This is a genomic window from Prodigiosinella aquatilis (genome assembly GCA_030388725.1).
GTDB classification, from domain to species: domain Bacteria; phylum Pseudomonadota; class Gammaproteobacteria; order Enterobacterales; family Enterobacteriaceae; genus Prodigiosinella; species Prodigiosinella aquatilis.
In genome coordinates this window covers 687146-713069 of the sequence record CP128857.1, presented here as the reverse complement: position 1 = coordinate 713069, position 25924 = coordinate 687146, and the positions used below count along the sequence as shown (strand labels likewise).

Annotated in this window: 19 protein-coding genes, 2 tRNA genes and 2 pseudogenes; 5 read left to right on the top strand and 18 right to left on the bottom strand. The window is 47.8% G+C overall.

Going from position 1 to position 25924, the window contains the following annotated elements:
* Positions 1–9 precede the first annotated feature (9 nt).
* From PCO85_03440 to PCO85_03395, 10 genes are all read right to left on the bottom strand, one after another.
* Positions 10–1884, bottom strand: a complete 1875-nt coding sequence (locus PCO85_03440) for a DEAD/DEAH family ATP-dependent RNA helicase (GenBank protein WJV54521.1) — start codon at positions 1882–1884, stop codon at positions 10–12.
* 177 nt (positions 1885–2061) lie between these two features.
* Entirely contained in the window at positions 2062–2946 is an 885-nt protein-coding gene (gene nlpI / locus PCO85_03435) for a lipoprotein NlpI (protein WJV54520.1), read from the bottom strand.
* A gap of 124 nt (positions 2947–3070) precedes the next feature.
* Positions 3071–5194, bottom strand: a complete 2124-nt coding sequence (pnp, locus tag PCO85_03430) for a polyribonucleotide nucleotidyltransferase (GenBank protein ID WJV54519.1) — start codon at positions 5192–5194, stop codon at positions 3071–3073.
* A 254-nt stretch (positions 5195–5448) separates the two neighbouring features.
* A complete protein-coding gene (rpsO, locus tag PCO85_03425; GenBank protein ID WJV54518.1) occupies positions 5449–5718 on the bottom strand; it encodes a 30S ribosomal protein S15 in 270 nt (89 codons plus the stop codon).
* Positions 5719–5828: 110 nt separating this feature from the next.
* On the bottom strand, positions 5829–6785 hold the full coding sequence (truB, locus tag PCO85_03420) for a tRNA pseudouridine(55) synthase TruB (GenBank protein WJV54517.1): 957 nt from the start codon (positions 6783–6785) through the stop codon (positions 5829–5831).
* Positions 6785–7183, bottom strand: coding sequence for a 30S ribosome-binding factor RbfA (gene rbfA / locus PCO85_03415; GenBank protein ID WJV54516.1), 399 nt, complete (start codon positions 7181–7183; stop codon positions 6785–6787). Before rbfA ends, truB begins: the two co-directional genes overlap by 1 nt.
* 74 nt (positions 7184–7257) lie before the next feature.
* The gene (infB, locus tag PCO85_03410; GenBank protein ID WJV54515.1) at positions 7258–9960 is read right to left on the bottom strand and encodes a translation initiation factor IF-2; all 2703 of its coding nucleotides are present in this window, start codon (positions 9958–9960) and stop codon (positions 7258–7260) included.
* A 25-nt stretch (positions 9961–9985) separates the two neighbouring features.
* Positions 9986–11476 carry a transcription termination factor NusA gene (nusA, locus tag PCO85_03405; GenBank protein ID WJV54514.1) on the bottom strand — a complete coding sequence of 497 codons (1491 nt, stop codon included), beginning with the start codon at positions 11474–11476 and terminating at the stop codon, positions 9986–9988.
* 21 nt (positions 11477–11497) lie between these two features.
* A complete protein-coding gene (gene rimP, locus PCO85_03400) occupies positions 11498–11950 on the bottom strand; it encodes a ribosome maturation factor RimP (protein WJV54513.1) in 453 nt (150 codons plus the stop codon).
* Positions 11951–12177: 227 nt separating this feature from the next.
* Positions 12178–12254 (bottom strand) — tRNA-Met (locus tag PCO85_03395).
* Between the two features lie 735 nt (positions 12255–12989).
* On the opposite strand from PCO85_03395, the pseudogene PCO85_03390 reads away from it, so the two are divergent.
* The 4 genes and pseudogenes from PCO85_03390 to PCO85_03375 all read left to right on the top strand — a co-directional run bounded on the left by PCO85_03390 (position 12990) and on the right by PCO85_03375 (position 17835).
* A pseudogene (locus PCO85_03390) lies at positions 12990–14144 on the top strand (aminotransferase class III-fold pyridoxal phosphate-dependent enzyme).
* A 12-nt stretch (positions 14145–14156) separates the two neighbouring features.
* Positions 14157–15632 (top strand): aldehyde dehydrogenase family protein, encoded by a 1476-nt coding sequence (locus tag PCO85_03385; GenBank protein ID WJV54512.1) that lies wholly within the window; start codon positions 14157–14159, stop codon positions 15630–15632.
* 49 nt (positions 15633–15681) lie between these two features.
* Positions 15682–16605: a hypothetical protein gene (locus PCO85_03380; protein WJV54511.1), complete on the top strand. Its 924-nt coding sequence runs from the start codon at positions 15682–15684 to the stop codon at positions 16603–16605.
* 24 nt (positions 16606–16629) lie between these two features.
* Positions 16630–17835, top strand: a complete 1206-nt coding sequence (locus PCO85_03375; GenBank protein ID WJV54510.1) for an MFS transporter — start codon at positions 16630–16632, stop codon at positions 17833–17835.
* A gap of 244 nt (positions 17836–18079) precedes the next feature.
* Here PCO85_03375 and vapC read toward each other — a convergent pair.
* From vapC to rlmE, 7 genes and pseudogenes are all read right to left on the bottom strand, one after another.
* Positions 18080–18463: pseudogene (vapC, locus tag PCO85_03370) on the bottom strand (tRNA(fMet)-specific endonuclease VapC).
* A gap of 651 nt (positions 18464–19114) precedes the next feature.
* Positions 19115–19201, bottom strand: a tRNA-Leu gene (locus PCO85_03365).
* A gap of 82 nt (positions 19202–19283) precedes the next feature.
* Positions 19284–19625 (bottom strand): preprotein translocase subunit SecG, encoded by a 342-nt coding sequence (gene secG / locus PCO85_03360; protein ID WJV54509.1) that lies wholly within the window; start codon positions 19623–19625, stop codon positions 19284–19286.
* A 327-nt stretch (positions 19626–19952) separates the two neighbouring features.
* On the bottom strand, positions 19953–21290 hold the full coding sequence (glmM, locus tag PCO85_03355; protein ID WJV54508.1) for a phosphoglucosamine mutase: 1338 nt from the start codon (positions 21288–21290) through the stop codon (positions 19953–19955).
* 9 nt (positions 21291–21299) lie between these two features.
* On the bottom strand, positions 21300–22133 hold the full coding sequence (folP, locus tag PCO85_03350; protein ID WJV54507.1) for a dihydropteroate synthase: 834 nt from the start codon (positions 22131–22133) through the stop codon (positions 21300–21302).
* A gap of 119 nt (positions 22134–22252) precedes the next feature.
* Positions 22253–24190 (bottom strand): ATP-dependent zinc metalloprotease FtsH, encoded by a 1938-nt coding sequence (gene ftsH / locus PCO85_03345; protein WJV55981.1) that lies wholly within the window; start codon positions 24188–24190, stop codon positions 22253–22255.
* Positions 24191–24246: 56 nt separating this feature from the next.
* Positions 24247–24876, bottom strand: coding sequence for a 23S rRNA (uridine(2552)-2'-O)-methyltransferase RlmE (gene rlmE / locus PCO85_03340; GenBank protein ID WJV54506.1), 630 nt, complete (start codon positions 24874–24876; stop codon positions 24247–24249).
* A gap of 143 nt (positions 24877–25019) precedes the next feature.
* On the opposite strand from rlmE, the gene yhbY reads away from it, so the two are divergent.
* On the top strand, positions 25020–25313 hold the full coding sequence (yhbY, locus tag PCO85_03335) for a ribosome assembly RNA-binding protein YhbY (protein ID WJV55980.1): 294 nt from the start codon (positions 25020–25022) through the stop codon (positions 25311–25313).
* A 128-nt stretch (positions 25314–25441) separates the two neighbouring features.
* Here the strand turns inward: yhbY and greA are convergent, their stop codons facing one another.
* The gene (gene greA / locus PCO85_03330) at positions 25442–25921 is read right to left on the bottom strand and encodes a transcription elongation factor GreA (GenBank protein WJV54505.1); all 480 of its coding nucleotides are present in this window, start codon (positions 25919–25921) and stop codon (positions 25442–25444) included.
* Positions 25922–25924: the final 3 nt, after the last annotated feature.

Sequence of the window (25924 nt, the reverse complement as noted above, 5' to 3'; positions counted from 1 at the left end):
ATTATTGCATTATGCTTCGCTGCGACGCGGTGCGCGTTGACCATCACGGCCACCACCGCGACGTTCGCCACCACCTTCACGGCGTTCGCCACTAAAAGGACGGCCAGCGCCTGCGGGGCGATCACTAAAAGAACGACCACCGCGAGCCGGTGTTGCACCTGCACCACCACGTTCGCGACGTTCATGTGGCTGAGCATCACCCATCAGTTGCATATTCATTGGCTTGTTCAGGATGCGTGTACGGGTAAAGTGCGACAACAGGTCACCCGGCATTCCTTTCGGCAGCTCAATAGTGGAATGGGTAGCAAACAACTTGATATTACCGATGTAGCGGCTACTGATATCGCCTTCATTAGCAATGGCACCCACGATGTGACGTACTTCAACACCATCATCACGACCCACTTCAATGCGGTACAACTCCATGTCACCCACATCACGGCGTTCACGACGCGGAGGACGTTCCCCGTCACGTGCTTCGCCACGGCCATCACGACGACGCTCACCACGTGATGATTCATCGCGATCACGAAATTCACGGCGTGGACGACGATCAACCACCGGATCCGGCGGCAGAATCAGCGGACGCTCACCTTGCGCCATTTTCAGTAACGCCGCAGCCAGCGTTTCCATATCAAACTCATCCTGCGGCTGCAACTTGGCCAACAGCGCACGGTACATATCCAGATCACTGCTTTCCAACTGCTGTTGTACTTTAGAAGCAAACTTGGCCAAACGACGCTGCCCCAGCAGCTCTGCATTCGGTAATTCCACTTCCGGGATAGTCAGCTTCATGGTGCGCTCAATATTGCGCAGCAGGCGGCGTTCACGATTCTCTACAAACAACAGCGCACGGCCCGCACGGCCCGCACGACCAGTACGACCAATACGGTGAACGTAAGATTCTTCATCCATCGGGATGTCGTAGTTGACGACCAGACTAATACGATCCACATCAAGACCACGAGCCGCCACATCCGTTGCAATCAAAAGATTCAAGCGACCATCTTTAAGACGTTCCAGCGTTTGTTCACGCAATGCCTGATTCATGTCACCGTTCAGTGCGGCGCTATTGTAACCGCTGCGCTCTAGCGCTTCTGCCACTTCCAGCGTTGCGTTTTTGGTACGGACAAAAATAATCGCCGCATCAAAATCTTCTGCTTCCAGGAAACGGATCAATGCTTCGTTTTTGCGCGCACCATGCACCGTCCAGTAACTCTGGCTAATGTCTGGGCGAGTAGTAACGCTGGACTGAATACGGACTTCTTGTGGATCCTTCATGAACCGACGAGTAATGCGACGGATCGCTTCCGGCATCGTTGCAGAGAACAGCGCCGTCTGATGCTCGGCCGGGATCTGCGCCATGATGTTTTCTACATCTTCAATAAAGCCCATACGCAGCATTTCATCAGCTTCATCCAGTACCAATCCACTAAGATTGGACAAACTCAGCGTACCGCGCTTCAGATGATCCAGCAGACGTCCGGGTGTACCCACGACAATCTGAGGCCCCTGACGCAACGCACGCAGCTGTACGTCATAACGTTGACCGCCATATAACGCTACTACGTTGACGCCATGCATATGCTTGGCAAAATCACTACAGGCTTCAGCCACCTGCACCGCCAACTCACGGGTTGGGGCCAGCACCAGCATCTGCGGTGCTTTTAAATCTACGTTAATATTCTGTAATAACGGCAAGGCGAATGCCGCTGTTTTACCACTCCCGGTCTGTGCCATACCCAACACATCACGGCCGTTGAGCAGATGAGGAATACATTCTGCCTGAATGGGTGATGGTTTTTCGTAACCCAGATCTGACAGGGCATTAATAATTGGAGCGGATAGCCCCAAGCTAGCAAAAGAAATTTCAAACTCAGCCATGTAAACGTGCCTCATTTCATAATGGCGGCCAGTCTACATAACTTGTCGAGAAAATATTCAATCATTTTCATTGAAAAGTGTGAACCGGCTCAAATTGGATTAAAAAGCGAACAAAAAAGCCTCGCCCGTAAAGGCGATAGAAATCATCATGATTTCAGGCTGATAGATGTTCGTCAGCTATTGCTGGTCCGATCCTGATAGGTCGTCTTGCTCTTGGCCTAACTGCGCCAATTCCAACAACGCATAGCGGTGCTCAACAAAGTTATGAACGTTGTTAGCAACCGTCAGCTTGAACAGCGCCAAAGCGGTGTTCTTGTCCCCCAGACTTAGGTAATGCTTACCTAAATAGAAGTCAGTTTCACTGAGATGCTCAGCGAGCGAAGTGTTATCCGTAGCTTCTTCCTGTACACGCTGCATCAACGTTTTTTCGCTGATGTTGCCCAGGTAGAATTCGACAATATCCCATCCCCACACACCTTTCTTCGCTTCCTCATAGCGCGCTTTTAACGCTTGCATGGCCTTCTCGGGATTAATTTCTCTCTCCACAAGATACAGCCACAAGGAACGAAAAGGATCATTAGGATCGTCTCGATAAAACGCCAGCAGATCATCCTGCGCTAACAGGTAACGACCACCATAGTATAAGGCGATCCCCCGATTCAAACGCGCATAATTGTAAGTTGGATCAAGCTCTAATACAGAATCAAACGCTTCATAGGCAGCATCAAAATTGCCTGCCTGCGTTAAGTAAATACCCAAATAATTAAATACTTCAGGCATATCGGGACGGATAGAGAGCGCTTGTGAAAAATCATTTCGCGCCAATGCCCGTAACCCCAGGCTATCATACAGCACTCCGCGCTCATATAATAGCTGCGCTCGCTCATCGGGGGTAAGAGCCCGGCTAGCCAGGATCTGTTCCATGCGAGCCAGAATCACTTCCTGTTGCAAAGTGGGTTGTAATGGAACTGCCAATACTACATCTTTGCGCCAATCTGTGTTGCTGCATCCTGCCAGCATGATTGCTGTCGCAACATAACACCAGCGCAAGAAAGGCTTCATTTCCTACTCCCGAAGACAAACATTGTATGAACATCCTGTCCCCGACTGCTCAGTATAAGGATATCCATTCCTTATAATACACGCAGCTCCTTCATACTGTAAGGAGCTGCACACTGATTAGCTGTTATTCTTCTTCCCCGGAAGCGGAAACCGATTCCTGAGGCTGGGCATTGGCTTCTTTAATGCTCAGACGAACTCGTCCCTGGCGATCAACTTCCAGTACTTTAACCGGAACTTCCTGACCCATTTGTAGATAATCAGTCACTTTCTCGACACGCTTATCAGCGATTTGAGAAATATGTACCAAACCTTCTTTACCACCACCGATAGCTACGAAAGCACCAAAGTCTACAATGCGGGTCACTTTACCTTGATAAATCCGACCGACTTCAATCTCAGCGGTAATCTCTTCGATACGACGAATGGCATGTTTTGCCTTCTCGCCATCCGTTGACGCGATTTTCACTGTACCGTCATCTTCAATTTCGATGGTAGTGCCAGTCTCTTCGGTCAATGCACGGATAACAGAACCGCCTTTACCAATAACATCCTTGATCTTGTCAGTACTGATCTTGATCGTATGAATACGCGGTGCGAACTCAGAAATTTCACCACGCGGTATGCTGATTGCTTGCTCCATCACACCCAGAATATGCAAACGGGCACCTTTTGCCTGATTCAGCGCAACTTGCATGATTTCACGGGTAATACCTTCAATCTTGATGTCCATCTGCAGCGCGGTTACACCATCACGGCTACCAGCCACTTTAAAGTCCATATCACCCAAGTGGTCTTCGTCACCAAGGATATCGGACAAGACAACATAGCTGTCGCCTTCTTTTACCAATCCCATAGCGATACCCGCTACAGCGGCTTTAATCGGTACACCAGCATCCATCAATGCCAAAGAGGCACCACAAACAGACGCCATAGAAGAGGAGCCATTAGATTCGGTAATTTCGGATACCACACGCACGGTATACGGGAATTCACTCGCTTTCGGCATAACAGCCAGAACACCACGTTTTGCCAGACGACCATGACCGATCTCACGGCGCTTCGGTGACCCGACCATACCAGTCTCACCTACGGAATACGGAGGGAAATTATAGTGCAACATGAAACGATCAGTGCGTTCACCGGTCAGTTCATCAATATTCTGAGCATCACGCTCAGTACCCAATGTGGCGGTCACCAGCGCTTGTGTCTCACCGCGGGTAAACAGAGCAGAACCATGAGTACGCGGCAACACACCGGTGCGCACATCCAGACCACGGATCATGTCTTTTTCACGACCATCAATACGCGGTTCACCACGTAACACTCGACTACGAACCACATTTTTCTCAATGCTGCCCAAAATGTCGCGGATTTCATCTTCATCCAGCGTAGCATCTTCTGCCAATAGCATCGCAGTAACTTCAGCTTTGATAGCATCAACCTGCGTGTAACGCTCTTGCTTTTCAATAATGCGATAAGCATCACCTAAACGGGCTTCAGACAGCGCCTGCACACGACTCTGCAATGCAGCATTCACTTTCGGAGACGACCAGTCCCATTTCGGTTTACCTGCTTCAGCAACCAGCGCCTTGATGTTCTCAATAACTACCTGCTGCTGATCATGACCAAACACGACAGCACCCAACATCTGATCTTCACTTAACAGGTCAGCCTCGGATTCAACCATCAGCACAGCCCCCTGGGTACCGGCCACAACCAGATCCAGACGACTTTCTTTCAGTTCATCAATAGTCGGGTTCAGCACATACTGGTCGTTGATATAACCCACACGAGCGACACCGATAGGACCATTGAACGGAATACCAGACAGGCTCAACGCAGCGGAAGCACCGATCATGGCAACGATATCCGGGCTTACTTGCGGATTCACCGACACCACTGTGGCAATAACCTGAACTTCGTTCACAAAACCATCTGGGAACAGCGGACGAATAGGACGGTCAATCAGGCGGGAGATCAGAGTTTCGCCTTCACTCGGACGACCTTCTCGACGGAAAAAACCACCCGGGATACGACCAGCAGCGTAAGTACGCTCCTGATAGTTGACAGTTAGCGGGAAAAAGTCCTGACCAGGTTTAGCGTGTTTAGCGCCCACTACCGTCACAAATACTGCCGTGTCATCCATACTAACCATAACAGCAGCAGTAGCCTGACGCGCCATCATCCCTGTTTCCAGAGTGACAGTATGTTGACCATATTGGAATTTACGTACGATCGGATTCAGCAAAATTATATCCTTCACCATATGCTATATGCGTGATTAGGGGACGAATTCACGCCAAGTTAACACCCGATCCAGTCACTACATCCTCGCGACTAATGACAACCTTCAGTCTGCCTTTGCAGATAAAGCCTCTCATTAGCCGCGCGAATCGCTGTAATAACGGATCCTGTTTAAAACACAATACATTACTCTGTTTTGCTAGACCTTCCTAGAAGAAAGGGGCCGCAAGAGGCCCCTTCCCACTGAAACTCGCCAGATTAGCGACGCAGGCCCAGACGTTCAATCAAGCTGGTATAACGCGCTACATCTTTACGCTTCAGATAATCCAGCAGCTTACGACGCTGCGAAACCATGCGCAGCAGACCGCGACGACTGTGGTGATCTTTTTTATGCTCAGCAAAATGGCCTTGCAGATGATTAATCTGCGCAGTCAACAAAGCAACCTGAACTTCAGTAGAACCACTGTCATTAGTATCACGACCGAATTCCGAAACGATTTTAGCTTTAGCTTCAACGCTTAGAGACATAGTAAACTCCAGAACATTATAAATAAAAAACAAGGCGCCGATCTCTAATTCAGCCACCCAAGATTTAAGCCGGGTTATTCTACTCGTAGCGCCTTACGATAGCAAGATGCTCACTGGATAGCCGGCTCTGCGTGTTCGACCACCAAACGCCGTGGTGCCACACGTCCTTCAACGTCCATCTCACCCATGCCGATAAATTTATGCTCTTCACCTTCAGTAATGCGCACCATACCTGATAGTGGCGCCCCGGCAGTCCGAACAGCCTGGCCCAGCTTCAAATATCCTGCCATCACTAAAGAAAGATTCACTTCAGGAAACGCTTGTACCGGACTATCCATAGGCAATAACTGCGCATCCAGTGCCGACATCAGTGAAGATGCATCCACCTGATCCTGGTCCAGCAATCCGTTAAGCTGCTCCAGCGTTATCATTCGCTCGATAGGGTAATTTGCTACCTGTAAACGACGCAGGTAAATGACATGTGCACCACAACCAAGTTTTTCACCTAAATCGTCAATAATGGTACGAATATAAGTGCCTTTGGAGCAATGAATTTCCAGCTCCAGCTCATCCCCTTCCCAGCGGATAAACAACAACTCATAGACAGTGATTTCCCGTGCTTCACGCGGAACCACCAGCCCTTGACGGGCATACTCATATAACGGTCGCCCCTGATACTTGAGTGCAGAATACATGGATGGAATCTGCTGGATAGTGCCGCGAAATCCATCTAGTGCATGTGCCAGTTCATCACCAGTGAACGTAACCGGGCGTTCTTCGATCACATTACCGTCAGCATCAGAAGTATCAGTGCGCTGTCCCAACCGGGCAATAACACGATAACGTTTATCTGAATCCAACAGATACTGGGAAAACTTGGTCGCTTCTCCCAGACAAATCGGCAGCATTCCTGTTGCCAGCGGATCTAACGCCCCCGTATGGCCTGCTCTGTTGGCATTGAAGATACGCTTTACTTTTTGTAGTACATCATTAGACGATATATTCTGCGGCTTATCTAGCAATAACACACCGTTTATATCTCGGCCGCGACGACGAGGACGCCCCATTAATCCTCCTGATCATCGTCGGAAGAGGAGCGACGCTCAATATCCTTTCTAACAACATTGGTCACCAGATTGGACATACGCATCCCTTCTACCAGTGAATTGTCATAAGCAAAAGTCAATTCCGGAACCACACGTAAACGCATAGCCTTACCCAACAACATCCGAATAAAACCAGAAGCATCCTGTAATGCCTTCAGGCCTGTTTTAACCTGTTCTGGTTCATTATCATTTAAAAAAGTCACAAAAATCTTGGCATAAGCCAAATCACGCGAGACCTCGACACCAGAAACTGTGGCCATTCCCACACGCGGATCTTTTACTTCACGCTGAATGATAATGGCGATTTCTTTTTGCATTTCCTGCGCCACACGCTGCGTGCGACTGAATTCTTTTGCCATGATGAATCCTCAGGGAAAAATCAGGGGGCACTAAGCCCCCTGAACGGAAAAATGAAATTACGTTATCGGAAAAATTAAGCGATAGTGCGTTTAATTTCAATAGTTTCAAACACTTCGATCATGTCGCCTGGGCGAACGTCGTTATAGTTCTTAACACCGATACCACATTCCATACCGTTACGGACTTCGTTAACGTCATCTTTGAAGCGGCGCAGAGACTCCAGCTCACCTTCATAGATCACCACATTGTCGCGCAGGACGCGAATCTTGTTGTGACGCTTAACAACACCTTCGGTCACCATACAGCCAGCAATCGCACCAAACTTCGGTGACTTGAAGACATCACGCACTTCGGCCATACCGATGATTTCTTGCTTATACTCTGGCGCCAGCATACCGCTCATCGCCTGTTTCACTTCGTCGATCAAATCATAAATGACGGAGTAATAGCGCAAATCCACGCTTTCTGACTCAACGACACGACGCGCAGAAGCATCAGCACGAACGTTAAAACCAAGAATAATCGCGTTCGACGCAGCAGCCAATGTTGCATCAGTTTCTGTGATACCGCCTACACCAGAACCCACGATTTTGACTTTCACTTCGTCAGTAGACAGTTTCAACAAAGAATCAGAAATCGCTTCACAAGACCCCTGGACATCAGATTTCAGAACAATATTTAGCTCAGAAACCTCACCTTCGGTCATGTTAGCGAACATATTTTCCAATTTGGATTTCTGCTGACGAGCCAGTTTAACGTCACGGAATTTACCCTGACGATAGAGAGCCACTTCACGCGCTTTCTTCTCATCACGCACGACCGTCGCTTCATCACCGGCCGCAGGTACACCTGACAGACCGAGAATTTCAACTGGAATAGACGGACCAGCTTCTGTAATTTCATGCCCTAGTTCGTCACGCATTGCACGTACTCGGCCATATTCAAAGCCACACAGAACAATATCACCTTTATTCAGTGTGCCTTCTCGTACCAGAACAGTTGCAACCGGACCACGCCCCTTATCCAGGAAGGACTCAATCACGACACCACTGGCCATACCGCTACGGATCGCCTTCAGTTCCAGAACTTCAGACTGTAACAGGATTGCATCCAACAGCTCATCAATACCAGTACCGGCTTTTGCCGACACATGTACAAACTGAGACTCACCGCCCCACTCTTCCGGCATAACACCGTACTGGGACAATTCATTTTTCACACGGTCTGGATCAGCTTCTGGTTTATCAATTTTGTTAACAGCAACAACGACCGGAACTTTAGCTGCTTTGGCATGCTGGATTGCTTCAATAGTCTGAGGCATAACGCCATCGTCAGCTGCAACCACGAGAACCACGATATCTGTTGCCTGAGCACCACGTGCACGCATAGCGGTAAACGCGGCATGTCCAGGAGTATCCAGGAAAGTAATCATCCCGTTTCCGGTTTCTACGTGATAAGCACCTATATGCTGAGTAATCCCACCCGCTTCGCCAGCTGCGACTTTAGTAGAGCGAATATAATCCAGCAGTGAAGTTTTACCGTGGTCAACATGTCCCATGATAGTCACTACCGGTGCACGAGATTCGGGTGCAACGCCAGTATCACGGTCACTCATTACCGCTTCTTCCAACTCGTTTTCACGGCGAAGAATCACTTTGTGACCCATTTCTTCCGCAACCAGTTGTGCTGTTTCCTGATCGATAACCTGGTTAATAGTCGCCATAGCGCCAAGTTTCATCATGGTTTTGATGACCTGAGAGCCTTTCACCGCCATTTTATTGGCCAATTCGGCAACCGTAACGGTTTCACCGATGACCACATCACGGTTGACAGCCTGCGCTGGTTTATTGAACCCCTGCTGCAATGTGCTTGGTTTACGTTTGCCCTTACCACCACGAACGGCACGAGCCTCTTCACGATCAGCCTTGGACTCAGACAGACGATTACCTTTTTTCTGTTTGGTCACCTTACGGCTACGGCTACGACGTTCACCTTCAACCTTGCGGTCATTCTCATCTTCAGCTTCACGCGCATGATGAGATGTTGTTACGTGGTAGTCAGCATCTTCGGTAACAACTGGTGTGCTTTGCGCTTCCCAAAGTCCGGCGTTCTCTGTCGCCATGCGACGGGCTTCTTCAGCAATACGCCGGGCTTCTTCTTCAACTTTCATCTGTGCCGCTTCTTCTGCTTTGCGCTTGAGTTCAGCCGCTTCAGCTTCACGTCGAGCTTTCTCAGACTGGGCTGGTTTGGTCGTACTGTCATTCTGTTGATTGATCACTTTTTCTTTTTCCGCTACATCACGCTTAGCTTTTTCGGCGGCTTCACGTTTGGCTTGCTCTTCAGCAGCGCGTTTTGCCTTCTCAGCGGCTTCACGTTTAGCTTTTTCTTCAGCTTCACGTTTAGCTTGCTCTTCAGCAATGCGTTGTGCCTGTTCTTCCGCTTCACGCCGTGCCAGCTCTTCCTCTTCAGCCTGTTGGGCATCCAGTGGATCGCGTTTTACATAAGTGCGTTTCTTGCGGACTTCAATCTGCACCGATTTACTCTTACCGCCGGTGCTCGGAATATTTAATGTGCTACGTGTTTTACGTTGTAATGTCAATTTGCTTGATGCACTACCGCGTTCACGGTTCAGGTACGTCAGCAGTGCTTCTTTCTCGTGCTGCGCCACAGAGTCTGAAGCAGACTTGGTAATTCCCGCATCAGCAAATTGCTGTATCAGGCGGTCAACCGAAGTCTGAATCTCTGCGGCCAGCGATTTTATGGTTACATCTGTCATGCTGTTCCTTTCCTGCTACAGTTTGTTATTCGTTGTCGTCACCAAACCAACAGATATTACGTGCAGCCATAATTAGCTCACCGGCTCTTTTTTCATCAAGCCCTTCAACATCTGCCAGGTCGTCGACGCCCTGCTCAGCAAGATCTTCCAACGTACATACACCACATGCAGCCAGTTTGAATGCCATTTCACGGGACAAACCAGGCAAACTGAGCAAATCATCGGCAGGTTGAACATCACCACGGCTTTCTTCACGCGCCAACGCCAACGTGGTCAATGCGGCTTTTGCACGCTCACGCAGAGATTCAACGATTTCTTCATCCAGATCGTCAATTTCTTGCAACTCTTTGATCGGTACATAAGCCAGCTCCTCCAGAGAAGAAAAACCCTCTTCCACTAAAAGTGTGGCGAAATTTTCATCAATATCCAGATATTTAGTGAAGATATCGATTGCTGCATGAGCTTCAGCCTGATGTTTCTCCTGAAGATCTTCTATGGTCATCACGTTCAATTCCCAGCCACTGAGCTGAGAAGCCAAGCGCACGTTTTGTCCGTTACGGCCGATAGCCTGAGCCAGGTTGCCAGCTTCAACAGCGATATCCATGGTATGGTTGTCTTCATCTACCACGATAGATGCCACATCTGCCGGAGCCATTGCATTAATAACAAACTGTGCCGGGTTATCATCCCATAGCACGATATCAACACGCTCACCACCCAGTTCACTAGACACTGCCTGTACGCGTGCACCACGCATACCTACGCAGGCACCTACCGGATCGATACGCTTATCATTGGTTTTAACTGCGATTTTCGCACGAGATCCTGGATCACGTGCCGCAGCTTTGATTTCAATGAGTTCCTCACCAATTTCCGGTACTTCAATGCGGAAAAGCTCAACCAGCATTTCCGGGCGAGAACGGCTGACAAACAACTGCGCTCCACGGGCTTCTGGGCGAACGGAATAAAGCACGCCTCGCACACGGTCACCTGGGCGAAAATTCTCGCGGGGAAGCATATCTTCACGGCCAATAACTGCTTCGGCGTTATTCCCCAGATCCAGGGAAATATTATCACGGCTTACTTTCTTGATTACACCGGTTACGATTTCACCTTCCTGTTCACGGAACTGTTCGACAACCATCGCCCGTTCAGCCTCACGAACCTTCTGAACAATAACCTGTTTGGCTGTTTGAGTAGTGATCCGATCGAAGGTGACAGATTCAATCTGATCTTCAATATAACCACCCAGTCCGACAGTAGGATCATCAAACTGTGCCGCTTCCAGGGTGATCTCACGTGTTGGTAAAGTGACTTCATTCACTACCAGCCAGCGACGAAATGTATCAAAGTCCCCTGTTTTACGGTCAATACAGACACGGACTTCAATTTCCTGTTCGTACTTTTTCTTAGTTGCTGTTGCTAATGCTGTTTCCAGCGCTTCAAAAATTTTCTCGCGCGGAACGGCTTTTTCGTTTGAAACCGCTTCAACAACAGCCAGAATCTCTTTATTCATCCTAGTTGCCTCATCCAAACTTTAAAAGTGGGGTACCAGATTCGCTTTCTGGATGTTGCTCAGTGCGAACACTTCGTCTTTGCCTTCCACTGTTACAGAGATCATCTCACCTTCTACGGATTTAATTATTCCCTGCCACTTACGGCGATTCTGGACTGCCATACGCAGCACGACTATCACTTCTTCGCCAATAAAATGTACATAATGATCAGCAGTGAATAAAGGGCGATCCAGCCCTGGAGACGACACTTCCAAGTTATAGGCGACGGATATGGGATCTTCAACATCCAATACTGCACTGACCTGATGACTAACATCAGCACAATCATCAACAGTGATCCCATCGTCACTATCAATATAGATACGCAGCGTCGATTGGCGACCCCGGATGAATTCAATACCCACCAGTTCATAACCTAATGCTTCAACAGGTGCTGAAATCATCTCTGTTAATTTTTGCTCTAATGTGGACAAGTCCACCCCCAAGACATAAAAAAAGGGCTTAATAGCCCAGTAATTCTGCTGTCAAATAACAAAAAACCCCGATATATCGAGGCTTTTAGTAACTGGACCCTATATACCGCCTATACAACGCGGTGTAGTTTTCCGTTAAGGATTTTTTCAAAACTTACTGTGGAAGTGATACACAGACACGCTAGAACAGTTTATTTGTGAAAAAAAACTTTATTGGGAAAATCAAATGGTTGCGGGGGCCGGATTTGAACCGACGACCTTCGGGTTATGAGCCCGACGAGCTACCAAGCTGCTCCACCCCGCGTCCGAAAACGTGGAAAATAATACGCTGACAACCGCAAAAACGCAAGTTATCTCTAGAATTGCTACAAGGACGATACTTGAAGGTTTAGCCTATCGTATTGAAACACAAGGAGACCTGTCAAGACCTTATCGTAATTAGTCCTCATCCATATACTTATCCCTGATTGCGCCCTTCATCATCTACTTTTAGTAAAGTCAATAACAGCGGCGATAAATTACAACACAGGGTTTCTGATGCGGTGGGCATCATACCCACAACCTCACTCAATGTCTATGAAAGACGATAAGGAAAACAGGCAATCATCTCGCAGCCGACATTCACCGATAATGTTTGGGATAATATTGTTCATTACTGCATTGATGGACAGTGACCGTCTGCATCTGCGGTGGAAACACGAGTGGGACCCATAAAGAAGGCTACCCGCCTGACCAGACGTGCAACTTCGAGGTGTAGACCTTCACCGCACAATCTTTCTTTCACCAGTCCACGCACCAATGCCCGATAAATAAACGCTGGTCCATGCAGCAAACCAATTATCTATAACGCATAAACCAATATGTAGAACACCAGTAAGTTCGTCAGAACCGAGACAACCATCTGGCGGACAAAAAAAGCGATCACAACAGCGCAGATCGCTTCCCAAAGATAAGGGTTATCAGTAAATACCCTTACGACGTTGTTTTCCATAAGAATGATTGGGCCACAAATGGCGCTTATAAGTGAGATGTTGATGGTCGACAATACACGAACTTTTGGATGGGCCATGGTGCGTTAATCGTTGGTCACAATCATCCCGCTGTTACCCAGGCGCTTACAGCGCAACTTAATAATGGTACACACCTTTCTGGAAATCATACTCTGTTGGTGCAATGGGCAGAAAAGATAACACAACTGGTACCGGGTGCTGAGCAGGCCCGGTTCAGTGCTTCAGGTACTGAAGCCACGTTGTTGGCTATACGGCTGGTCCGAGCTTATACCCGACGACCCAATATTGTACGGGTCGATGGGCATTTTCACGGTTGGCATGATGAGGCACTTTCCGGGATCGACGATGATTGGCCAACCGGTTCGCATCCAGAAGCGGCCAGACACTTGCAATTAGTACCGCCATACGATCCGGATGCGATAGAAACAGCATTGGCCGCAGAGGAAACGGCTGCGGTGATCCTTGAACCGGGGGGCGGTAGCAGCGGCACATTACCCTACGATGCACACTATCTGCAGATGTTGAGGGATATCACCCTGCGTCATGGTACCTTGCTGATTTTTGATGAAGTAATGAGTGGGTTTCGTTACGCGCCCGGCGGAGTGCAGCAGTTGTCTGCCGTTATGCCGGATATCACCACGTTGTCCAAAGTACTGTGCGGTGGTTTGCCCGGTGCGGCTGTGGCAGGGAGTCGTGCGGTTATGGCCTGCTTTGAAGCAGACCATAGCACCAAGGTGCTCCATACCGGTACGTTCAACGGTAACCCGCTGTCCGCTTGCGCGGGGTTGACCACATTGGCACTGGTGGCTGATGGAACGATTCAAAAAACATTGGACAGAAACACCGCACTATTTGTAGACATGGTGAATGATAAGGCCAATCAGGTCGGTATTGATGTGCAGTTATTCCATCAATCTTCAATCTTTCACATATTGATTGGCGCGCAAAAGGCAGGGGTTGAGATTGCGCCCTCTGAAGATGCAATCTGGATGGCGCAAAAAAACGCGGCTATATATAGCGAGCTGAAAGCGATTCTTACCTGCCAAGGTATTGATATGCACAAGTCCCATGGTTGGCTTAGTGCCTGCCATACGCATGACGTACTTGAAGATGCGGCAGGCAGGTTCCATACAGCATTCACCATGTTATTAAACCAAAACAGTTCTACAGGTTTAGCGGACTAAGCGGAGGGAGCCATGATCGAGATCGTCAACTTCATCAACGGCAGGCATATTAGGGCAACGGGAGAAGGCAACCTGTTTTCGGTAAATCCGGCAACCGAAGAACGCATTGCCCACGTAAATATTTCATCACCAGTGGATGTTGATACCGCCGTGCAGGCAGCCAGAGCGGCATATACACAAGGGCCTTGGCCACGCATGGCGGTAGAGGAAAGGGCTGCTTACCTACATATGATCGCAGACGTACTGGAAGACAACCTGGTGTTATTTGCACAGCATGAATGTGAAGATACCGGTTTTTTATCGAAAATGTGTCTGCATGGACATCTTCCGCGAGCCGTAGAGCACTTTCACTTTTTTGCGGAAGAGGGGAAACGTTTTTTTGGCGATGCCATCCCGGTTGGGGATGCCTACATCAACTTTACTCACCACGCACCTCTTGGCGTCGTTGCCATCATGACGCCGTGGAATGGTCCCCTTGCCGTTTCATCGATCAATCTGGCTGCAGCATTGATTGCGGGCAATACCGTGGTGTTGAAGCCTTCTGAACTGGCCCCGATCACGGTTTCTCTGTTGGGCCAAATCTTTGAGGAAGTCGGCCTACCAGAAGGCGTAGTCAATTTGGTACATGGCGCAGGGCAGCCAACTGGCCAGGCATTGATACAGCATCCCGGTATCGATCTGTTGTGTTTTATCGGCGGTACTCAGGTAGGTAAAGAGGTTTTAAGGTATTCGGCGAATACGGTGCGACGCTCGTTACTTGAATTGGGCGGAAAATCCCCGACTGTGGTACTGGCTGACGCAGATATTGATACTGCGCTGGACGGTGCATTGGTGTCTGCTTTCAGTAGCAACGGGCAGGTATGCACGGCGGGTTCGCGCATCATTGTCGAGCAACCCATTGCCGAGGCGTTTAGCCGCAGATTTATTGAACGAACTCAGCATATTCGCGTTGGTGATCCGTTTGATGAAACCAGCGAGATAGGCCCGATGATCAGTGCCGTGCATCGGGAAAGGATGCTGAAAGCCATTGCGCAAGCCCAGCAAGCAGGAGCAAGCCGGAGAACCGGTGGGCATATACCGGCAGAACACCAGCAGGGTTTTTACATTGAGCCTACTGTATTCACGGGGATTCATCCTCAGAGCGATTTGGCCACACAAGAAATATTCGGTCCCATTATCGGAATTTTTACTGCGGACAATGAAGTTCACGCCCTTGCTTTGGCCAATGATACCCGATTTGGGTTAGCAGGATCAGTATGGAGTGCGGATCAATCCAAAGCATTGTCTTTTGCCCGACAAATGCAGGCGGGAAATGTTGGAATAAATACGCCATACATTCGGGATATTCGTTGCCCATTTGGCGGTTTTAAAGAGAGTGGCATTGGTGCCGTTGGGGGACGCTGGAGTCTGGACCAGTATACCCAAACGCAAACCCTGTGTTTGCCCCTCAACAAATATACTCTGCCTAAATATGGCGCACTGAAATAACGCCACCTGCCGACCAAAATTTATATCAATAATTACTGTGAGCGTGAACATGAATGAAACAATTAATAATCACTTCAGCCTAACCGATTATGACGTGTCACAATTCAAGAAGAATGGCTTTGTTGTTTTACGATCATTTCTGTCAACTTCACTGATTTCACATATTAAGAACTCCATCACTGAACACCTGCGGTTGTTGGATGAAAACCAAACTGGTTTCAAGCGCGTCGGATACGATATTTTTGAAAACGATTTAGTTATCAAGGCGCTACTGGCCCATGACTGCTTCTCCGGCACATTGACCACGCTGGCTAATCGCAGCCTGTTCTATACCCAGGGGCTGGGTTTCCAGATAGAAAAAGAAAAGCACACGGGTTTTCCTTGGCACATTGGGACACAAAGCTTTGGTTATCAACATGGTGAGGATTTTGGCTGTTCGATGTGGGTGCCGTTAGTAAAAATTGATACCGATAATCAGGGAGGCGGTATGAGCTATGTGCCGGAACATATTATTTCGGGCAAGTTTATGTATATGGATATCGATCCGTCTATCGATCAAATGATGCGTGAGCTTGCTGAGGTGGACAGAGATTCCCTTGAGTTGGGCAATTACATCGAGTTACGGCACAGTATTCTCAATTCACCCGCGCTCAGTACGTTACTAGAATATTACAAGCATACTGATTCGTTTAACCTCGGTGATGTATTGATTTTTAACAAAAATCTGATCCACGTCAGTGAACCGTTATTAGAAGGAGAGATCGCAACACGTACCGCTTTTGTGATGCGTTTTATCGACATCGATAGCCGCTACGATGAAACCCGTTCCCGCGGACTAGACTTCTCAATGATCTATTTTGGCCATCCCCCTTCCTCCGATTTTCACACCAAAGTCAGTGAGAACGATGGCGACCTGATCCGGGAAAGCAAGCTATTCAAGGATGGCAATAGCCGGATTTTGGCGAAGTCATAAGTAGAAATAGATGGAGGAGGAAACGTGGAAAAGGTGGAAGAATACTCTATATGGAAAAACAGCCAGTTCCGCATTCTGTTCTCTGGGGCGCTGTTTTGTAATCTGGGCGGCAAGGTTTATGAACTGGCACTTCCGCTGTTGATCTATGACATTACTCGTTCATCAGAAATTATGGGCTGGGTGCGTGCCGTCGAGTTTCTGCCTTATATTCTGCTGGCGTCGGTAATTGGGGCGTGGATCGACCGAGTGGATCGCAGAGTGTGGTCGCAATGGATGGTTGCTGGGCAGGTTGTGTGTCTACTGACGGGATGGTTGGCCATTCAGTTTTTACCCAACCCGCTGTGGGTGCTGTTCCCTTGTGCTTTCTTTATGATGGCGTTCAATTTTGGTTATCTTAATGCCAGAATGGGCATGTTGAAGCACATACTCCCCTTATCGTTGCAAAGTGCCGCGACTTCCAGCATGAGTTCGCTAAACAGCCTGTTTCAGGCCATGGGGCCATTGCTATCAGGCGTGGTGATTTTATTCTCCTCTGTGCATATTATTTTTCTGTGGATCGCCTTGTTCCTGTTTATCGCTTGGTGTTACCTGATAAAAATGCCGTATGAGAGAGAGGTATTCAGGACCACCGGATCAATAGGAAAAGCAATTATTGAAGGGTGGAGAATCCTGCGGGCCAACCCCCCTCTTTATCATATGGCATTGGCAATTGCGGTGTTAAATACCAGCTCGGTAGTCTTTTCATTACAGTCAATCTATTACGCCAAAACCGTGTTGGCCATGAATGCCGTGGATATCGGTTATATGGCGTCTGCGGGCGGGATCGGTGGGATACTCGGATCGCTGTTGACGGTGCGTTTGCGCAACAAATTTGGTCTGGGAAAAGTGTTGATTACCACGACAATAACTCAGGCACTGGGCTATCTATTTATTTTGTTTTCTAACCATTCATTAGTACTAGTTTCTGCTTTCTTCTGGGTAAGTTTCTTCGAAGTCATTACGGCTATTCTCGTTTATACCTACCGGCAGGAAAGTATCAAAACCGAAAATCTGGGCAAGGTTATGGGGATCACTGGTACGCTGTTTAAAATGGGTTTGCCGTTTGGCCTCGCCATTTCTGGATACATTGTGTCGGGCTATGGCATTGGCACATTATTTACCGCCTGTGCTGTCGTTCAAATTTCCATGGGAATTTTATGCACGCTAAGCCCAATAGCGAAAGTGTCTTAGTCCTATAGAGATTAGAACTGACCACATATTGATTCTTGATTTAAAAGGATTTTCACCAGTTCGAAAATGTAGTTGCTCCCAAACATTTAGGGCTGGATTATTTACGGGTTAATCGCAGAAGACAATAGACTATACCCTGTTTTCTATCGGTGACTTATGGAGTCAAGAATAATGTTTTTATCCCCTTTATATTTTGAATAAATCCTGTCTCTCAGAAAGTCCCTAACGCGTTCGACTTATTTATTTACCCAATTTCTACTCGTAGTCCCGGCACTCGCTCAAACTCACGGACATTATTGGTTACCAGTATCAGTCCAGATGAGCAGGCATGGCATCATAGGGACCTGATAGGCGTTCCTTTTCTTGTCAGTTCTGCGTGAATCTGACCGGTATGAACAGCGGTATCAAAGCCATATGTCAGCACTTCCATACGGGTGGCAAAACCTTCAATCACCGCCAGCTTCTTTTCAGGATTAATCGATTTTTCCGCACCGTAAATCAGCTCCATTAGCGTGACAGAACTGATGCCGAATTGAACGTAATAGCGATAAAAAGCCTCTCAGGCTTCCTGTGCTTTATTTTTGATGGTGTAAATACAAATATTGGTATCAAGCAGATAGTTGAGCATCGGAAATCTTCCCTGATTTGTTCATTGGGTTGTCCTCGGTTACTCATAAAATCAGACGTTACGTCTGATCCTTCAAACTCGTTTCGATACCTTCCGGTGGATAAAGCCGCAATTTCAAATATTCCATGATCCAATCCGCCGACGGTTGTCACAGATCAATCGGTACATCAGCACGGACTCCATGTATCCAGACAGTGATGATTTGCCAGCAGCATAATCACTTGAGCCATAAAACTGTAGGAATGACTATATGTCTGACACCGGTCGTGGTTTAAGGTTTGGCGCGAACGACATAGCAATTACGCTAACATTGCCATTTTATCTGAAAGACCAATTGCGCCTTCTTGATGAATATTGCCAAGAGGCCTGTTGACGCCGTTTTCTATTATGAGAACAGAGGTCACGTGCCACCAATATCAGGCATGACAAGCATGGGAGGGGGCGAAAATGAGTGATGGTTGTAACGGCACTGCTGGCCACCAAAAAAAAAGACGACTGTCAGCATTCTGTCACTAATATCTCCTGGTGGGATGCGGTCATTTTCACCAATACATTAAGTGCCCGGCCCAGCACAACTTACAACTCTGCAGTAAAACCACGAGATTCAGATAAAAAAAAATAGACACCTATTGGTGTCTATTAATTCTGTATTGGTACCGAGGACGGGACTTGAACCCGTAAGCCCAATCGGGCACTACCACCTCAAGGTAGCGTGTCTACCAATTCCACCACCTCGGCATCAAAATCTTATTTTACAACCCGATAACATATTCACTTGTCATCGATAAACCTTATCCGGCTCGCCTCAAGCTATCCGCAATTATTTAGGGATATCGCTAGATGGTGCGGCAGGAGTCGCAGGAGTCGTACTCTGCTCAACTTTGGCTGGAGCTGGCTGACTCAAGCTTTCCCACTCACTCCCTTTCTGGCTATGGTTGGAGCTCATGTTACCTAAAAGCAAGCTGATAATGAAAAACAGCGTCGCCAATATAGCCGTCGTACGGGTCATGAAATTACCAGAACCGCTCGAACCAAATAAAGTAGCGGAAGCGCCTGCTCCGAACGACGCGCCCATATCAGCACCTTTACCTTGTTGCAGCATAATCAGCCCCACAAGGCTAATCGATACCAACAAGAAAATGACCAAAAGAGCTTCGTACATAATTGTACCTGTTACTGTTTCCCCACGAAGTGAGGATTGCTGAATTCTTGCGGTTAACCCGCCTGCTGTAACCCGCAGTAGGATGTTGTTTCATCCCCTACAAAGCGGGTCTGAATACTAACCAAAGCATGCACCGTAAGCAAGGGTAATTTAGTGCTGCCTGGCCGATTGGGGAAAAAAACAGCGGACAGCCACCCCCATACCAAAGGCTACATTATCCAATTGATTATTCAGTTTTAAATCAACTACGATATGCTTATGTCATCTCATCTGGGTAAGCGAGATAGTTGATCAATTATCAGCCAGACAGGTGGTGTCATATATATATTATCCAACGGCTTTTACAGCCTCGGCGATACGGTCAGCCAAAAGTGTAACCATCTCGCCATCCTTGCCTTCAACCATGACCCTAATCAACGGTTCAGTACCGGACTTACGTAGTAACACTCTCCCGCGACCGGCCAGTTGATTTTCAACATCCTGAGTAACTTGCTTAACTGATTCATCTTCCAATGGATTATGTTCACCAGTGAAACAGACATTAACCAGAACCTGGGGAAACAGCGTCATGCCACTACATAAATCATGCAGACTCATATGATTACGAACTATAGCTGTCAGGACTTGCAACCCCGCAATCACACCATCTCCGGTAGTCGTTTTATCAAGCAGAATAACGTGGCCAGAATTTTCTGCACCAATCCGCCATCCTTTCTCCTGCATCAACTCCAGTACATATCTGTCGCCCACTTTAGCCCGCGCAAAAGGGATGCCTAACTGCTTAAGTGCCAGTTCCAACCCCATGTTACTCATCAGGGTACCGACAGCCCCTCCGCGGAGTTGCCCTTGACGCAAGCCTTCACGGGCAATGATGTACAGGATCTGGTCACCGTCAACTTTGTTGCCCAGATGGTCAACCATTATCAAACGATCACCATCGCCATCAAAGGCAAGACCAACATCGGCTTTTTCAGCTAAAACCCGTGCCTGCAACTGGCTGACATCCGTAGCACCACAGTGTTCATTTATATTCATCCCATCAGGCTCGCAGCCAATGGTTATCACACTGGCACCCAGCTCACGCAGTACACTGGGAGCGATGTGATATGTCGCGCCATTGGCACAATCCACAACGATCTTCAGGCCATTAAGGTTCAATTCGCTCGGGAAGGTTCCTTTGCAGAACTCTATATAGCGGCCCGCCGCATCTACTATCCGGTTGGCTTTACCCAACTCGGAAGATTCAACACAGGTAATCGGCTTTTCCATTTCTGCTTCAATAGCCTCCTCGACTTCATCCGGCAATTTAATGCCATCGATCGAGAAGAATTTAATGCCATTATCGTAGTAAGGATTGTGAGAAGCCGATATAACAATACCGGCTTCCGCTCTAAAAGTACGTGTCAGGTAAGCCACCGCGGGTGTCGGCATCGGGCCGGTAAAGGAAGCGGAAAGTCCCGCTGCAGCCAATCCGGCCTCAAGCGCAGATTCAAGCATGTAACCGGAAATACGGGTATCTTTACCAATGATGATCTTTTTAGAACCATGGCGAGCCAGAACCTTCCCTGCTGCCCAGCCAAGTTTTAATACGAAGTCAGGCGTAATCGGTGTATCTCCAACTTTGCCCCGAATACCGTCAGTTCCAAAATATTTACGGCCGCTCATAAATTTTTTTTATTCCTTAGCTGAAAGTGTGGCTTCTACAATGCGCATGGCATCAACCGTTTCTTTTACATCATGAACGCGAATAATGTGAGCGCCCTGCATAGCAGCTATAACCGCGCAGGCAACGCTGCCATGCACTCGGTCAAGAGGCGGAACATTAAGTACCTGACCAATCATGGATTTTCTCGACATACCAACCAGCAATGGCAAACCAAAGCGATGCATCTCCTTCAGATGAGCAAGTATCTGATAATTATGCGCTAGACTTTTGCCAAATCCGAACCCCGGATCCAACAAAAGCCTGTCTTTCTGGAGATCGGCATTCACACAACGTGCAATATGATGCTCAAAAAAAGCGAAAACTTCATCCAACAGATTGTCATAATGCGGGGCGTGTTGCATGGTTTCTGGTAATCCCTGCATATGCATCAGACATACTGGTAATCCGGTAGCTGAAGCGGCTTCCAGAGCGCCAGGCTCCTGTAATGACCTAATATCATTAATCAAATGAGCACCGGCCAATGCCGATGCAGTGATCACTTCTGGCTTTGACGTATCTACGGAAATCCAGGTATCAAAACGCTGGGATAGTGCCTCTACAACGGGGATTACTCGTGATAACTCTTCTTCCACACTTACTGCATTAGCTCCAGGTCTGGTTGACTCACCACCTACGTCGATCAATGTTGCTCCTGCCGCGATCATCTCCTGTGCATGGAACAGCGCGGCATCTAATGTGGCGTGCTTCCCTCCATCGGAGAAAGAATCCGGGGTAACATTTAAAATACCCATCACCTGTGGACAGGAGAGATCCAAAATCGCTCCTCTGGCAGTCAGCTTCATATTCATTCCTCAAAACCACGACCATTTTTATACTGCTAGAACCATTAAACTCCAGTAAAAAACCCCGGCAAGCCGGGGTTTACAAATCACAGAGATCAACAATACAGGTTGCTATACCATTATTTATCGTTTAGCTGTTCTGATACCGTATTACCCTGGTTGGGTGTACTTGGCTCATCGCCGCCTTGCGTTGGCATATTGGGAGCGCCACCATTATCAGAATGACTATTCGATGCTGATTCCTCCCAATCCGCTGGAGGACGGACTTCTTTTCGTGCCATCAGATCGTCAATTTGCGGAGCATCAATGGTTTCATATTTCATCAATGCATCTTTCATTGAATGCAGGATATCCATATTTGCCATCAACAATTCACGGGCACGCTGATAATTACGCTCGATCAGTACCTTAACTTCCTGATCAATAATTCTGGCAGTTTCATCAGACATATGTTTCGTCTTGGCTACAGAACGACCCAGAAATACTTCTCCATCTTCTTCCGCGTACAACAAAGGACCCAGTTTTTCCGAAAACCCCCACTGAGTCACCATATTGCGGGCAATAGATGTAGCCACTTTAATATCGTTTGAAGCCCCTGTAGATACGTGCTCAGAACCGAAAATAATTTCCTCGGCTAAACGACCGCCATAAAGCGTAGAAATCTGGCTCTCCAGTTTTTGGCGACTGGCGCTGATAGCATCCCCCTCGGGCAGGAAGAACGTTACCCCTAATGCACGTCCACGCGGAATAATCGTCACTTTATGCACGGGGTCATGTTCTGGAACCAGGCGACCAATAATGGCATGGCCCGCTTCATGATACGCAGTGGATTCTTTCTGTGCCTCAGTCATGACCATAGAACGTCGCTCCGCTCCCATCATGATCTTATCTTTAGACTTTTCAAACTCAGCCATAGAAACAACACGTTTGTTGCCACGGGCCGCAAATAAGGCAGCCTCGTTAACCAAGTTAGCCAAATCAGCCCCAGAGAAACCCGGTGTACCACGTGCGATCACTGAAGCATCAACATCCGGAGATAAAGGAACGCGGCGCATATGAACCTTCAAAATCTGCTCACGGCCACGTACATCCGGTAATCCCACCACCACCTGTCGGTCGAAACGACCTGGTCGTAACAACGCGGGATCCAGTACATCAGGACGGTTGGTTGCCGCGATAACAATGATACCTTCGTTACCTTCAAAACCATCCATTTCGACCAGCATCTGATTCAGTGTTTGTTCACGTTCATCATGCCCGCCGCCCAGACCTGCCCCACGCTGACGCCCTACAGCGTCAATTTCATCAATAAAAATGATACAAGGAGCAGCTTTCTTGGCTTGTTCGAACATGTCACGCACACGAGACGCACCGACGCCAACAAACATCTCTACAAAATCGGACCCGGAAATAGTAAAGAAAGGCACTTTCGCTTCACCGGCAATTGCTTTAGCCAGCAGCGTCTTACCCGTCCCGGGAGGACCTACCATCAGAATACCTTTCGGGATTTTACCGCCAAGCTTCTGAAAACGGCTAGGTTCACGCAGGTACTCTACCAGTTCACTGACTTCTTCTTTAGCTTCATCGCAACCAGCAACATCAGCAAATGTCGTCTTGATCTGATCTTCAGTCAGCATCCGCGCCTTGCTTTTACCAAAGGACATGGCACCTTTGCCACCCCCTCCCTGCATTTGACGCATGAAGAAAATCCAAACGCCAATCAGCAACAGCATCGGGAACCAGGAAATGAAGATAGAAGCCAGCAGGCTCGGTTCTTCAGGTGGCTCACCAACAACTTTCACATTCTTAGTCAGAAGGTTATCCAACAGCTTGGGATCGTTGACAGGGATATAAGTCGTATATTGCGTGCTGTCTTTTTTGACGACACTGATCTTACGTCCATTAATGTGTACTTCACGAACCTGATCCTGATTCACTTCAGTTAAAAAGGTTGAATAATCCACCCTACGGCCATTCGACTCGCTGGGCCCAAAGCTCTGGAATACCGACATCAGCACAACCGCGATGACTAACCAGAGGATCAGGTTTTTCGCCATGTCACTCAAGGGATTAACCTCATATTACAACTGTGTTAAAAAATAACGTTAGGGTACTACACTTTGCGCCCTGTCGCTACGATGTACACCTCACGGGACCGGGCACGCGAGGCATCTGGCTTACGAATCTTTACCGTTGTAAACAGGGAGCGAATTTCTCGCAGATATTCATCAAACCCTTCTCCCTGAAATACTTTCACCAGGAAACTTCCGCCTGGCGCTAATATATCCCGGCACATATCCAATGCTAATTCCACAAGATACATCGCTTTGGGTATATCCACTGCCGGTGTACCACTCATGTTCGGGGCCATGTCAGACATCACCACCTGAACCTTATCACTGCCGACTCTTTCCAAAAGAGCCTTCAGAACTAATTCATCACAAAAATCCCCTTGAAGAAAATCGACTCCGACAATAGGATCCATAGACAGAATATCACAAGCGATAATACGCCCTTTTTCGCCGATTTGGCTGACAACGTACTGTGACCATCCACCAGGCGCTGCCCCTAAATCCACAACAGTCATTCCCTGTCTGAATAGCTTATCGGTATGCTGTATTTCATCAAGTTTAAACCAAGCGCGCGAGCGGAGCCCTTTTTTCTGCGCCTGCAGCACATATTTATCGCTAAAGTGTTCCTGCAACCAGCGGCTGGAACTTGCAGAACGCTTTTTGTTAGCCATCAATTTTCCAACTATTATTAAAAAAGCGCGTTCGGTGAATAAAACGTCTCAATGACAACCAAATGACACAGTCCAATTGGTGATAATCATCAGATGGCGGTAGAATGGCCCGTTTTCAATCCCAACCTAAGCAAAAAAAGACAATGAATCTAAGTAATAAACAAAAACAGCACCTAAAAGGTCTGGCACATCCGTTAAAGCCAGTCGTAATGTTAGGCAATAATGGCCTTACTGAAGGTGTCCTGGCTGAGATCGAACAAGCTTTAGAACACCACGAACTGATCAAAGTAAAAATTGCTACGGAGGATCGTGAAACCAAAGGTTTGATCGTCGATGCCATCCTGAGAGAAACCCGCGCCAGTAATGTACAGGTTATTGGTCACACTTTAGTACTCTATCGTGCTGCAAAAGAACGCAGAATAGTGTTGCCACGATAACACTTTTAGGTTCAGGTCACCTTGTTTTCACAGCAAAGTGCCATGACCATGGGTGCGAGAAAAGGCCGTAAACGGCCTTTTTCTTTTCTTTACAAACTTTGTCGATTTAACCATCAGATCTGCAAGAATTAAATATATTTAACATTCAGAATTTCAAATTCCACATCCCCACCCGGGGTACGGATTGTGACAATATCGTCCTTTTCCTTACCAATGAGGCCTCGAGCAATAGGAGAATTCACAGAAATGAGGTTTTGTCTAAAATCGGCCTCATCATCACCCACAATGCGATAGGTCTGTTCCTCCTCACTGTCCAGGTTCATTACGCTCACTGTTGCACCAAAAATCACACGGCCATTATTGGCAGCCATTTTAGTGATATCAATCACCTGTGCGTTGGAAAGCTTGGCTTCAATTTCCTGAATACGACCTTCACAGAAACCTTGCTGTTCACGTGCCGCATGATATTCAGCGTTTTCCTTCAAATCACCGTGTGCACGAGCTTCCGCAATCGCTGAAATAATTTCAGGACGACGAACACTTTTCAAATATTCCAGTTCTTCGCGTAATTTTTCGGCACCACGCAACGTCATCGGAAATTGTTTCATATT